Origin of the sequence: Peribacillus simplex, from assembly GCF_001542915.1 — a bacterium.
GTDB lineage: Bacteria > Bacillota > Bacilli > Bacillales > DSM-1321 > Peribacillus > Peribacillus simplex_B.
The window spans coordinates 17,030-29,881 of record NZ_LNNH01000032.1 but is presented as its reverse complement, the minus strand read 5'-3'; the positions used below and the strand labels follow the sequence as shown (position 1 = coordinate 29,881).

Annotated in this window: 10 protein-coding genes and 1 pseudogene; 6 read left to right on the top strand and 5 right to left on the bottom strand. The window is 43.7% G+C overall.

Translation table 11 applies throughout. The annotated features are described in order from the left end of the window. Positions 1-4 precede the first annotated feature (4 nt). The 3 genes from AS888_RS16415 to AS888_RS26165 all read left to right on the top strand — a co-directional run bounded on the left by AS888_RS16415 (position 5) and on the right by AS888_RS26165 (position 2,976). Positions 5-1,630: an amidohydrolase gene (locus tag AS888_RS16415; protein ID WP_061143232.1), complete on the top strand. Its 1,626-nt coding sequence runs from the start codon at positions 5-7 to the stop codon at positions 1,628-1,630. A gap of 34 nt (positions 1,631-1,664) precedes the next feature. After that, positions 1,665-2,564 (top strand): carbon-nitrogen hydrolase, encoded by a 900-nt coding sequence (locus tag AS888_RS16410; RefSeq protein ID WP_061143231.1) that lies wholly within the window; start codon positions 1,665-1,667, stop codon positions 2,562-2,564. A gap of 274 nt (positions 2,565-2,838) precedes the next feature. Beyond that, entirely contained in the window at positions 2,839-2,976 is a 138-nt protein-coding gene (locus tag AS888_RS26165) for a hypothetical protein (RefSeq protein WP_185113114.1), read from the top strand. A 102-nt stretch (positions 2,977-3,078) separates the two neighbouring features. Here the strand turns inward: AS888_RS26165 and AS888_RS16405 are convergent, their stop codons facing one another. The 5 genes and pseudogenes from AS888_RS16405 to AS888_RS16385 form a co-directional block, all read right to left on the bottom strand. Continuing rightward, on the bottom strand, positions 3,079-3,711 hold the full coding sequence (locus tag AS888_RS16405) for a class I SAM-dependent methyltransferase (protein WP_061143230.1): 633 nt from the start codon (positions 3,709-3,711) through the stop codon (positions 3,079-3,081). A gap of 161 nt (positions 3,712-3,872) precedes the next feature. Continuing rightward, complete coding sequence (uraH, locus tag AS888_RS16400; protein WP_061143229.1) at positions 3,873-4,232, bottom strand: hydroxyisourate hydrolase; 360 nt, start codon at positions 4,230-4,232, stop codon at positions 3,873-3,875. Next, a complete protein-coding gene (pucL, locus tag AS888_RS16395; RefSeq protein WP_061143228.1) occupies positions 4,229-5,731 on the bottom strand; it encodes a factor-independent urate hydroxylase in 1,503 nt (500 codons plus the stop codon). Before pucL ends, uraH begins: the two co-directional genes overlap by 4 nt. A gap of 15 nt (positions 5,732-5,746) precedes the next feature. Beyond that, positions 5,747-7,070, bottom strand: a pseudogene (locus AS888_RS16390) (nucleobase:cation symporter-2 family protein). 161 nt (positions 7,071-7,231) lie between these two features. Continuing rightward, complete coding sequence (locus tag AS888_RS16385; protein WP_061143227.1) at positions 7,232-8,848, bottom strand: PucR family transcriptional regulator; 1,617 nt, start codon at positions 8,846-8,848, stop codon at positions 7,232-7,234. A 211-nt stretch (positions 8,849-9,059) separates the two neighbouring features. On the opposite strand from AS888_RS16385, the gene AS888_RS16380 reads away from it, so the two are divergent. The 3 genes from AS888_RS16380 to AS888_RS16370 all read left to right on the top strand — a co-directional run bounded on the left by AS888_RS16380 (position 9,060) and on the right by AS888_RS16370 (position 12,842). Then, entirely contained in the window at positions 9,060-10,112 is a 1,053-nt protein-coding gene (locus AS888_RS16380; protein WP_061143226.1) for a Rieske 2Fe-2S domain-containing protein, read from the top strand. A 204-nt stretch (positions 10,113-10,316) separates the two neighbouring features. Beyond that, positions 10,317-11,564 carry an allantoate deiminase gene (gene allC, locus AS888_RS16375; protein ID WP_061143339.1) on the top strand — a complete coding sequence of 416 codons (1,248 nt, stop codon included), beginning with the start codon at positions 10,317-10,319 and terminating at the stop codon, positions 11,562-11,564. Positions 11,565-11,579: 15 nt separating this feature from the next. Beyond that, positions 11,580-12,842 carry a pyridoxal-phosphate-dependent aminotransferase family protein gene (locus tag AS888_RS16370; protein ID WP_061143225.1) on the top strand — a complete coding sequence of 421 codons (1,263 nt, stop codon included), beginning with the start codon at positions 11,580-11,582 and terminating at the stop codon, positions 12,840-12,842. The last annotated feature ends 10 nt before the right edge of the window (positions 12,843-12,852 follow it).

The window sequence follows — 12,852 nt, the reverse complement described above, 5'->3', positions numbered from 1 at the left end:
AAAAATGGGAAAAGCAGACATCGTACTTTCTGGTCAACATGTTTTTACTGGCTTACAAGATGAGCCAATTCAAGCGGCTATCGCCATTAAAGAGAATAAAATTATGGAAATCGGTTCGATAGAAGAAATCACGTCATTGATTGGCGATCAAACAAAAGTCTATGACATGGAAGATGGATTGATCATTCCGGGATTTCATGATTTTCATATGCACATCATGATGGGAAGCATTTTACAGGAGGATAGCGCCAAATTATTTACTGCAGCTTCAGAGGAAGAGGCAGCAAAAATGGTAGGTGAATTTGCAGAAACGAGACCAAATGATGAATGGATATTTGGTATTGGCTGGGATCATACCAATTGGAAAAACAAAGTGCTCCCACATAGATCAACATTAGATCAATATATTTGTGATCGTCCTGTTTTATTATTCAATGCAGAAGTGCATTATGCCTGGATCAATAGTAAAGCAATCGAAAAGATTCAATTGACGAGGAATACCCCCAATCCCGAATATGGAGAAATCGGAAAAGATGAAAATGGGGAGCTGACTGGCCTTCTGTTTGAGCAGGCAATTGGTTTTGCATCAGAACATGCATACAAGTTACCGAAAGAAAAACGGGAAAAACTATTTCAAGTCTTCCTCAATGAAACCAAAAGGTTGGGAATTACATCCGTTAATGATTTATACGGAGCTAAAATTGCGCCAAATCCATTAGATGATCTGGAGATTTTCAAGGAATTCGATCAAAAAGGGTTACTTACAACTAGAATCCACTTTTCGCCGGAGTTAAAAATGGATTTAGCTGACGCAATGGAGTTACAAACAAATTATCAGTCCGATAAGCTTACCTTTTCGGGATTAAAGCAATTTATAGATGGTGTGGTGACAAGTCATACCGCTTTTTTATTGGATCATTACAAGGATCGTCCCGATACGAAAGGGGGAACCACCTATCCAGCTGAAACCATTAAACAATTGGTGCTAAGGGCAGATAAGGAAAGCTTCCAAATTCGCTTCCATGCCATCGGGAATGGGGCTGTCCGCTTGGCGTTGGATGCGTTTGAAGACGCAAGAAATGCAAATGGAGAAAGAGACGCCAGACATGTCATTGAACATGTGGAGGTATTGCATCCTGACGACGTCCATCGCTTTAAGGAATTGAATGTCATCGCTTCCTTTCAGCCCAAACATATCGAATTGATGGAAAGTGAGGCATATACCGCCAGGATTAGTGAGAAGCAGCAACCCCTTTATTATCCTGTCAAAACAATAGTCGATACAGGTGCAAAAATTGCCTTTGGTACGGATTTTCCTGTCGTGCCCCTAAATCCTATGATGGGCATTTATCAGGCGATCACCAGAAAAGATTTGGCAGGGAAGGCATGGCAGGAATCGGAAGGCATAACAGTGGCACAAGCGTTAAAATCCTACACGGCCATTCCGGCATTCGGGTCTTTCAGGGAAAAAGAACTAGGGACATTGGAAGCAGGGAAGATAGCGGATATCGCAGTACTGGATAAAAATTTATTTAGCATATCGACAGAGGAAATCCTGGAAACAAAAGTGAAAATGACGGTGATGGACGGAAAGATCGTGCATGAAAGCCAGGCGGTCCAAAGGGTATAAGTCGAAAAAATAAATAAAGTCAGGTAGTGAGAAAATGTCAAAAGTAAAAGTCGGTCTTATTCAAATCCATTGTGGAGAAAATATCGAACAAAATATTCAAAAAACGATGGGGAAAATAAAAGAAACGGCAAATAAAGGGGCACAAATCGTTTGCTTACAGGAATTATTTTCTTCGGAATATTTTCCGCAAACGGTTAATGTGAAAAATTATGATTTAGCGGAAGAGACAAATAGCGGTAATTTGGTGGAAATGGGTGAATTAGCAAAGGAACTGGCAGTCGTCTTGATTGTGCCATTTTACGAAAGGGCTGGTTCTGGAGTTTATTTCAATAGTGCAGCCGTATTTGATGCTGACGGCGAATGTTTAGGGATTACAAGAAAAAATCATATTCCGGATGGTCCCCAGTATCATGAAAAATATTATTTCGTTCCAGGTAATACTGGGTATCCTGTCTATGAAACAGCTTATGGGAAAATCGGAGTTGGTATTTGCTGGGATGAATGGTTTCCGGAAGTTGCCCGAATCATGAGCTTACAAGGTGCAGAAATCTTATTCTATCCTTCTGCTATTGGTTCGGAGCCCGATCACCCCGGGATATCAACAAGATCATCGTGGGAAAAAGCGATTTCCGCTCACGGCATTTCTAACGGTGTATTTGTCGCAGCGACAAATCGAGTCGGGCAGGAAAAGGACATGAATTTTTACGGTGGGTCATTCATAAGCGATCCACTAGGGAATATCCTGGCTTCTCTGGATGAAGAGGAAGGAATCATTGTACAAGAAATAGATTTGAAAGAAATAGAAAGAACGAGAAATATGCTGCAATTCTTTAGAGACCGTCGTGTCGATACATATGCCCCTATCTTACAAAAAGAATTGCTTCCAACCCCATCCCCATCCAAACTGGTAACAACCAAAGTGCTGTTTAGATAGTCCAAGTGCAAAAAAATAATAGGTACGCTGCTTTCAAGGATTACGTTCGGTACCACCCGGACGTAATCCTTTTAATTTTGCCTTGAGGGGAATTAAACATTTGTTGTTCTGTTTATTGTGATGGAAGAGGGTTAGCAAAGACCGATTTGGGAGATAATAAAAGAAGAAAATAGTCCGTGATTTTCAAAAAAATGTATGGACGGAGAAAAACTTTTGTTATATATTATTAACAAGATAAAAATGTTGTTATATAACAGAGAGGAGAGTCAAGCTCATGAACATTCATGATAAAGCCTATGAAAGTTATTTGAAGATTTGTAAAAGGTATGAAATCGAGTCGATAAACTTCGACCATTTCATTAAAAATTTAACCAAAGACCAGTTGGATGAGTACAGTAAGTTAGCCGTATAAGTGAAAGGGCGTGTTTGCACGAGATGGATCTCCCGGTTGATGTAGATGTAGAAGCAAGTTAGAAACCCCACCAGTTGCCGATTGGGAACAGGTGGGGTTTTATTATGTACGTTCTTTTTGACATTTCACCATTATAAATGGAAATGGAAGCTTATTTTCCATATTTTTATGGGGCTCAACAATTTCCGAAATTTCCATCAGGCCATATGTGCCAAATTCTTGTTTTATCGAATCGGAATCATAAAAAAACATTTTTAGCTCATCGAAAATCCCGAAATAGTCTTTCCCTATTTGCTTACCCTTTCCAAACATGGGGGCTTCTTTTGAAATAGTGATGAAAATCATGTATCCATTAGGTTTTAATTGATTGTAGCAATCTTTAATAAACTTCTCTCTCTCACGCTCATTCAATAAGTGAATAAGGGCATAACAGAATATACCATCATAAAGTTTGTTATCAAAAGGCATATCAGTGACTGAACCATGTATATAACGAATAGTAAGCCCGCTTTGCTTTGCCAATTCAATCGCTGTTTTTGAAATCTCAATACCTGTTACATCTATTCCATTATCAATGAACACCTTTGCATTCCTGCCATATCCAATACCAGGAATCAAAATATCCTTCACTTTTTTTTCAAGGAAAAAGTCCTTTGTGAAGATTGCCGAGTCTGAAGGTTCATATCCCCACATCTCTTGATTTTCTATAAAGCTGGACTCCCAGAATTCTGTCATGGCTCAAGCTCCTTTACAATATTAGCTCTCACATTCTCATTCCTTATCTTCTGAGAAATTATATCAAATTTACCCGATGATTTAAAACATGGCCGAAGTTCGGTCTAACAATACGATATAATCAACAAAGAAACTGCCGGAGAAGAAGTCCGGCAGTTTTTTTAGCTTCCCCGATAAACCTGATAGGCCCATGGGGAAATGATGAGCGGCACATGATAGTGAGAGGATGGCGAAGATAGGCCAAAACGGACGGGAACCAGGTCCAAAAAGGGTGGCTCGGGAAGTCCGAGGTTTTTTCTCCGGAAGTAATCTCCGATATGAAAGACGATTTCGTAGTTTCCCATTTTCGTATCTTCTGCTTTCAGCAGCGGGGCAGCGAGCCTTCCATCGGGATTAGTGACGCTTGTCTGGAGCAGCTGCCAGCTAGCCGAGGGTGATTCACAATAGTATAATTCGATCGTTACATTCGCCGCAGGCTGGCCCTGCATTACATCCAAAACATGCGTAGTTATCCCGGTCATATCCACTCCTTGCCCGCTGCTTTTGCAGCAGCCAAAATATTGTCGTTTTCGAGATGTTCCCTTTTAACGGTGAAGACCTGAAAGCCGAATGGTGGACGAGGCTCGGTATATACTTTTCCCATAGAGTCCGAGATGATGGGAACGACGGTTTCCCATGTGTGATTTTGGGATTCGAATGTAACCTCAAGAAGCTGTGGAAATCTAGTTAAAATCCTGCAGCCGATTTCAAAAATCAGATTTTGGATGGATGGTGTTTCCAATTCATGAAAAACGGATGTAGCGATATCGGTTACCTGCTCGGCAGCTACGTATTTTGAAGGGTCCGTACCAAATGCATCTTTTTGATCCTCATAAATCCAATGGAGATTCAGGTAAATGAAAAGCGGCCGGTTCCCGTCTTCAGGAAGCGTCGTATACTCATCGCGGACAAAACCGACAAAAGAATTTCCGCTTACCTTGATTAATTGGAGATCGAGGATGGAACTGCACTGCTGAGTGATTTCGTTTCCATTTTCGCCACGGATGATTTCAAGGGAGGATTGTGCCCGTTCATTGCGGGATTTTTTGAATACGAGGTCACTCGGTTTCAAGGGAGTGCCTGTCGCTTCAGTGACCGCTTCAAAAGGAATGTCTTCGGCCATCAATTTGACAGTATCGATTTGCGGATATTTATTCAGGAAGGCCTCTGACACGTATGAAGCGAATCCTTCCAATGTAGTCCCCGTGAATGTCGCTAAATGCCTTTGGATGAAGTTCTTCATTGAATCGGTCGCAATGACCATGGAATTGTCTCCTTCCGTGAAGGAAGGAAGAAATGCTGAGCCGCCTACGGATACTTTAACATTGGTGCCAAAAATGATATGATCCCTGCCCGAAAAAGTTGATTCTGGAATTTGTTTAATTCCGGTCAAAGGAATGGAATAGGTCCGATAAGCGAATACATTGCCCTTTCCGTAACTAAGTGATTGGGCAGCAGATTTATTTTTCATGGAATTCTTCCCTTCAATTTTAAGTTTATCCTGTAAACGAAATACGGCTATCCGGTAAATCTCAGCCAAAGCCTTATCGAACTCAGTCGTCGTTGTATGGTTCATCCTTGTTAGCATGGATTGATAGATGTCATTTTTATCTTTGCCTCGTACAGCCAGGATAAATGGAAAGCCAAACTTCTGCATATATTGCCTGTTCAATGATATGAAATTTTCATATTCAGCGGCAGTAAGGTCGCCTAAACCGGCACCATGCTGTTCCAAAAGCGATTCATTGCTCATTTTTACTTTGTCCCCAAGGTTCGGGTGCTTCCTGATTAATGCCAGCTTTTCCTCCTTTGATGAATTCCTTACTATAGCCTCGAGGCATTGATGAAGGTTCATGATGGAATGAAAGGGCCTGCTTGCTGCCGCTTTCTGGGCAATCCATGGCGAATGTTCGAAAGTATCACCAAGGAACTTCGTGAATTCCTTTTCGCTTTGTGCATTTAGCTCCGCAAGTGTGAGCATTTTTTTCCTCCTTTTTTATATACTTTTGGCTATTAACCGATCGGAATCGGGGATCGTGCCATCACCTTTGGCCGTCTCCTTCCTTGGCGGGGAGAAGATCAAGTTCAGGATGATCGCAGTCAGGCTTCCAGTAATGATTCCGTCACCGACGACAATCCGGATGGCTTCAGGAAAACTGGAAAATAACTCGGGAACGACAGTGGCACCCAGTCCAAGTGAAACGAAACAAGCAATGACCAATAAATTGGCGTTGTTGGAAAAATCGACGTCGTTCAACATTTTAATTCCTGAAGAAATGACCATTCCGAACATGATCACGGTTGCACCCCCGAGAACGGCCGTAGGGATCAGTGTAGCGAGCGCTGCGACTTTGGGTGTCAGCCCAAGTCCGATCAAGATGAAGCTTGCAACGATGGTGATCGTTCTTTTTTTGACTCCTGATAACTGAACAAGGCCAACATTTTGTGCGAATGTACTATATGGAAAGGCATTGAAAATCCCTCCTAAAGTGAATGCGATGCCTTCTGCCGGGTAGCCTTTGACTATATCCCTTTCGGTTAATACTCTACCGGTTATTTTTCCGAGGGCAAGGAATGCGCCGGTGGATTCAATTAAAATGACCGTGCCAACCAGCAGCATCGTAAGAATCGGGGCCATTTCAAACGTGGGCGATCCAAAGTAGAAAGGGGCAGGAATATGGAACCAAGATGCCTGGGAAACGGTGGAAAAGTCCATTTCACCAAATGCCGTTGAAGCGATCGTTCCGGTGATGATGCCGATGAGAACGGAAATGGAGCGGATGAATCCTGTGAAGAAGCGATTGATTAATAGAATGACAGCAAGGACGCCGAAGGAAAGCATTAAGTTTTCTGCTGAACCGAAATCTTTGTTGGCTGAACCGCCGGCCATATTCTGGATTCCGATGGGCACTAAGGATAATCCAATAATGATGACGACGGTACCGGTCACGACAGGGGGGAATAATTTAAGCAGTTTACTGAAAATGTTGGAAAATAAAATGATGAATAAACCAGCTGCGATGATCGCTCCATATATGGCGGAAATGCTATAATGGCTGCCAATGGAGATCATGGGGGTGACGGCTACGAAAGATGTCCCCAAAACGATGGGTAGTCCTATGCCAAAAAATTCATTTTTCCAAGATTGCAATAGAGTAGCAATTCCACAGGTTAATAGGTCAATGGCAATCAGGTAGGCGAGCTGTTGAGAGGTGAGCCCCACCCAATGCAGCGCCGACGATGATTGGTACGAGGATCGCTCCTGCGTACATGGCAAGAACGTGTTGAAGACCTAACGAGAAGGTTTTGAACTTATTCATATAAAAACTCCCTTCCTTCATTTAATGTTATATTATATAACACACGTTTGTTATGAAGTATATCATAATAAAAAATCAGAAAATTGTCATTAGTTATTTTAGACAATTTTTGTATAATCATATGAGCAAACTGCATAAAGTGCGGAAGGGAGTAGGGCGGATCATCCATTTAGCAATGATTTAATGCGAAGGGCAAGTCGTATTTGGAGTGTTGTCTCCGGGTCTTTCAAGCTTTTGCCGAGTAGTTCTTCACACTTCTCCAGTCTGTACACGACGGTGTTCCTATGAACGAACAACCGTTTAGCCGTTTCGGATATTTGGCAATGTGTTTCAAGATATACAGATAATGTTTGCAATAAGGACTGCTCCTCCTCGGTAATGATCTTGGAAAATCCCTGCAAGGCAAAAAAGTAGAAATTCTTCAAGTCTTCCTCGGGAATGATCCTCAATAATTCCATGATGTCCTTCGTCCTGAATGATTGGATGTATTCGGTCTTTTTTGCGAGACCTCCTTCAATGAGGGAGTCGTTCGCTTCTTTATACGAATTCTTGGTTTGTAAAAAACTCGGGCTCCTTGTGCTTATGCCGAAAGAAATCGTGCAACCGAACTGGCTGGCTGTGATTTTTTGCAATGATTTTAACGAGGCTTCGACATATTGGAGAACATCCGCAGAAACTTCATTGACTTCGTATAAGAGAATGCATTTCTTTCCTTTTGTGAAGAGATGAATGGGATGGGGTGATAGATGAAGTTCATCTTCCAAGGATTGAAAAATCGAATCGGCCTGCCTTTGCAGCTGTGTATAGCTTTTCGTAGATTCGGGTCCGTCGATCTTGCCGACTGCGCAAATATACGCTTGTTCATTGCGTAAGGAAAACTCTTTAGCCCGGTTTGTGATTTCCTCTTGTGAAGAAAAATTGCCATCAAGAAAATGAAGGAAGAAATCATTCCGGATATTCCGGTCGTGCTGTTTAAGTGCGTGTTCCTTCATTAGAGCGAAGGAGATGACGTTTGTGGCTTGCTCTATCGTCAGTGTTAAAAGGTTATCGCTCGACTTGACCTCTCCTGCTATCGTCAAATAACCAAACTTTTTTTCGTCCATGTATATGGGGAAAATGGTATAGGTTTGTTGGTTGGTAAGGGATGTAAAGGAAAAGGACGAAGCTTTTGTTTTATTAAATCGAAAGCCTGCACCACGCATCTTTTTGATTATTGGAATAATTCCGGATGTGGATATTGGACGGGATAGCGGTTTAAGGTATTGGTCAACTAAAAGAATGCGATATCCAATCATTTCGGATAAATGATCAAGTAATTTCTCGATACCTTTGCCGCGCATGATTAAATCGGTGAATTGCTTATGGGTTTCCATGGCAAATGCCAACTCTGCTGCCCGTTGATCCAATATCCCCCGCAATGTGTAGTTGATGATTTCCCCAAGAGACAATTCGTGAGGCAGGTCGATGATCGGGAGGGATAATTCGTTTGCGAGAACCAATACAGCTTCAGGGATTTCCGTCAGGAACCTCCCTGTCTTTATTCCGAGTGCTGCGCAGCCTTGATTGGCCATTGCCTCGACAAGGGATGACAAAAGGTGCGGCTTGTCCTTTACGTGATAAGCGGTGGTTACAAGAAGTTCGTTAGGCTTTAAAAAGTGGATGATATCTGGAGCGTCCATCATGTTGACTGTGTAGACCTCCCGATCGGTCCCTGTTTCCCCTGCAATTACATTCATGCCGGCTAATGCGGGCAATGTCAAAAGTTCTGTTACCTTCATATGGAACACCTCATTCTGATAAATGTAGTTTTATGGACTTGCTTAGCGGATTTTCATTATCATATCATACAAACCCTTTGACATATCTTACAAATTTCGTTGTTGGACATTTGGGCGTTCATCAAATGTGAGGTTTTATAACATAGTTAATGACAAAATATAATAATTTTGTTATTATTTACAAAAAAAGTCCGAAGGGGAAGTGCATAACATGGGTGAAGGGATAGGTTCATACAAGAAAAAAAGAGTAACGCCATTTCCGAAAGAGTGCACATTCAGTAAAAAGGACTGGGATGTATTAACCGGATATTGGTTTCCTGTAGCGGCAGTCGAGGAAGTGGCAGAAAAGCCGATAGGCATTAAACTTCTTGATGTACACCTTGTCCTATATCGGGTCGATCGGAAGATCATCGTTGCAAGGGACCTTTGCCTCCATCGAGGGGTGCCGTTAAGCATGGGATGGGTTGATGGAGATGATATCGTATGCCCGTACCATGGTTTCAGGTATGGTCCGGAAGGTGATTGTACCGGGATACCTGCACATCCCGGTGCCAAGATTTCCCCGCGGCTATGCATTAATATTTATCCAACTGTCGAGCGTTACGGCTTGGTATGGACATCGATTGCGAGTGATGAAGAAGACATTCCGGAATTGCCTGCGTGGGAGGATGAGGGATATTTGAATATCCTTCCGCCTTCCATTGACATTGCCGGCTCTGCCGGCCGGCAGATGGAAGGTTTCTTGGATGTGTCCCACTTCGCTTGGGTTCATTCGGAAAGCTTCGCTGACCGTAATAACCAGATCGTCCCCAGCTATAAGGTGGATAAAACGGAGTATGGCCTGCATGTTGAATATTTAAGTTCCGTCAGCAATTATGGAAAAGGCATGAAGCACCTAGAGCCTGCCAACTTCGAATGGCTTCGGGTTTTCGATATATTTCCGCCGCTTGCGGCAAGGCTGACCGTTCATTTCCCGTATGATGGAAAACTCCATATCTTGAATTGTGCCAGTCCGGTTTCGGCACGTAAGACAAGAATGTTTTCGCCGATGGCCCGTAATTTCGATGTGGATGCCCCGATTGAGGATACGTATGAATTTAATCTGCAGATATTCAATGAAGATAGGGCGATGGTGGAAAATCAAAAGCCGGAGGAGCTGCCTCTTGACCTTCAAGCGGAAGCGCATATCGCGGCAGATAAGACGTCGATCGCCTACCGTAAGCTTTTGAGGGAATTGGGCTTAGGTTCGAATTATACAAGTTGAAAAGAGGAGGGGGGGCTAGTTTCATGGGTGCTCTCTTCTTTATATAAACTTAGAAGATTGGTACATTGGTTGTTTTGCACAAAAAAACATCAAAATCCTGACAGATTCGTCAATGAAGTTAGAGGCGAAAGGAAGTAAAATAATAGATAACACATGTTTGTGAATATTCATGACATGACTGAATCTGGGAAGGGAAGAGATGTGATGGAAATCCAAATTGAAAAATTCATGGATGAAACGGGTGATGTTGCTTCATTGATTGAGTGGTTGGCCTCTTTTGGAGCGACGGAAAATAAAGGGGTGACCCGTTTATTGTATTCCGAGGAATGGCTGAGTGCTCAGCTTGCAATGAAGGGTGAGATGGATAAGGAAGGCCTTGTTACCTATTTTGATAGTGTAGGGAACCTGTTTGGCAGGCTTGAGGGGGCGGATTCGGCAAGTGGGACGATCCTGACCGGCTCCCATATCGATACAGTCAAGGATGGGGGAAAATACGATGGCGCTTACGGGGTCATCGCCAGCTTCCTTGCGGTTAAAAAGTTATATAGAATATATGGGCAGCCTCGAAAAACGATAGAGGTCGTCTCCTTTTGTGAAGAAGAGGGAAGCAGATTCCCCATTACGTTTTGGGGCTCGAGGAATATCCAAGGAATCTATGATCTAGATCATGTAAAGGATATGGAAGATACAGAGGGAATCCCTTTTGTGGAAGCGATGAAGAAAGCGGGATTTGGGCCCGAAGTCTATAAAACGCCTGCCCGCAACGATATTGACAGATTCGTCGAAATCCATATCGAACAAGGGATGGTCCTCGAAAAGAACCGAAATGCGATAGGCGTCGTCAGCCATATTGTCGGACAGCGCCGCTATACGGTAAAAGTCGTTGGAGAAAGCGATCACGCGGGAACCACCCCCATGTCCTACCGCAAGGATGCAGTCAGCACCGCGTCGGAATTCATCTCCTTCTTAACGAACAAAGCGAAGGGGATGGACCCGCATTTAGTGGCGACGGTCGGCAGATTGAATGTTATTCCCAATGTTCCCAATGTCATTGCTTGTGAAGTGGAGTTCACCCTTGATATCAGGCATCATGAAGAAGTGATACTTGATTTGTTTTGCAAGGAAATTTTCTCTTCTTTTGATGGATTGGCGAAAAAAGCAGGAATGAAGCTGGAGGTTTCGCAATGGATGGATGTCAAACCCGTTGCGATGGATATGGAAATGAATCAGCTTGCAAGGCGGATTGCCGAGGATAAACATATACCTTATCAGGATATTGTCAGTGGAGCCGGTCATGATGCCCAGGTATTTGGTTCTTTCTGTCCGACCTGCTTGTTGTTCGTTCCCAGTCAGGGTGGAATCAGCCACTCGCCTAAGGAGTTTACAAGTGTTCCGGATTTAGAAAGGGGAATCGATGTTTTAAGCGAAGTCCTCTATAAATTAGCCTATTAAAAGGAGCTGGGAAAAATGGCATATTCAGAATTAAATACACCGATGAGAACGATCATGACGCCGGGGCCGGTCGAGGTGGACCCGCGTGTCTTAAGAGCGATGAGCACGCCGATTTTAGGGCAATTCGATCCTGCATTCACCTCGATCATGAATGAAGTGATGGAGATGCTGCGTTTGGTTTTTCAGACGAAAAATACATGGGCGTTCCCGATAGACGGCACATCGAGGTCAGGGAATGAAGCGCTCCTGTGCAGCATCATTGAACCAGGTGATAAAGTCCTCGTCCCCATTTTTGGAAGATTCGGTCACCTGCTGGTGGAAATTTGTGAACGGTACGGTGCCGAAGTCCATACGATTGAATGCCCTTGGGGAGAAGTATTCGATCCGCAAGTCATCATTGCGGAAATCAAGAAGGTTTCTCCTAAGATAACGGCAATCGTACATGGAGAGACTTCGACGGGTTGTATGCAGCCATTGAAGGAAATTGGGCTGGCCTGCCGCGAACTGGATGTCCTGCTTGTTGTCGATGCGGTCGCATCTATCGGGGGCACGGATGTGAAGGTGGATGAATGGTGCATTGATGGATTGATCGGCGGGACACAAAAATGCTTGTCCGTTCCTTCAGGAATGGCTCCGATCACGTATAATGACCGCATCGAAAAAATCATTCAATCCCGCAAAAAAGTGGAGCGCGGCATTGCGACCGCCGAAGACAATCGAAGGGTGTCTAACCGCCGTCCCATCACCAGTAATTATTTTGATTTAAGCATGCTCCAGGATTATTGGGGACCGCGGCGCTTGAATCACCATACGGAAGCGACATCCATGATTTATGCGTTGCGTGAAGGCTTGCGCCTTGTGCTTGAAGAAGGTCTGGAAGCCCGATTTGCCCGTCATGAACTTCATGAAGCGGCATTGGTGGAAGGGATCAAAGCGATGGGGCTGACGCTGTTCGGGAATGGCCAAAACAAACTCCCTTGTGTAACTTGTGTTGAAATTCCAGCTGGAATCGATGGGGAAGCCGTCCGGTCCATGCTGCTGAATGAATTCGGCATCGAGATCGCCTCCTCGTTCGGTCCTCTCCACGGGAAAATATGGAGAATTGGCACCATGGGATTCAGCTGCAGAAAAGAAAACATCCTCTTTGTGCTCGCGTCCTTGGAAGCTGTCCTGCTGCGTCAAGGATTCCAAGTGAATCGAGGGGAGGCTTTGCAGGCTGCGCTTGATGTATATGTAGGAAAGGCGGAGCAAGCTGCGGTATCCAGGGGGGCGTTTTAAGTTTATGAAA

Coding starts and splice junctions, on each gene's coding strand:
- AS888_RS16415 (WP_061143232.1), top strand. CDS start 5: ATGGGAAAAGCAGACATCGTACTTTCTGGTCAACATGTTTTTACTGGC.
- AS888_RS16410 (WP_061143231.1), top strand. CDS start 1,665: ATGTCAAAAGTAAAAGTCGGTCTTATTCAAATCCATTGTGGAGAAAAT.
- AS888_RS26165 (WP_185113114.1), top strand. CDS start 2,839: ATGAACATTCATGATAAAGCCTATGAAAGTTATTTGAAGATTTGTAAA.
- AS888_RS16405 (WP_061143230.1), bottom strand. CDS start 3,711: ATGACAGAATTCTGGGAGTCCAGCTTTATAGAAAATCAAGAGATGTGG.
- uraH (WP_061143229.1), bottom strand. CDS start 4,232: ATGACCGGGATAACTACGCATGTTTTGGATGTAATGCAGGGCCAGCCT.
- pucL (WP_061143228.1), bottom strand. CDS start 5,731: ATGCTCACACTTGCGGAGCTAAATGCACAAAGCGAAAAGGAATTCACG.
- AS888_RS16385 (WP_061143227.1), bottom strand. CDS start 8,848: ATGAAGGTAACAGAACTTTTGACATTGCCCGCATTAGCCGGCATGAAT.
- AS888_RS16380 (WP_061143226.1), top strand. CDS start 9,060: ATGGGTGAAGGGATAGGTTCATACAAGAAAAAAAGAGTAACGCCATTT.
- allC (WP_061143339.1), top strand. CDS start 10,317: ATGGAAATCCAAATTGAAAAATTCATGGATGAAACGGGTGATGTTGCT.
- AS888_RS16370 (WP_061143225.1), top strand. CDS start 11,580: ATGGCATATTCAGAATTAAATACACCGATGAGAACGATCATGACGCCG.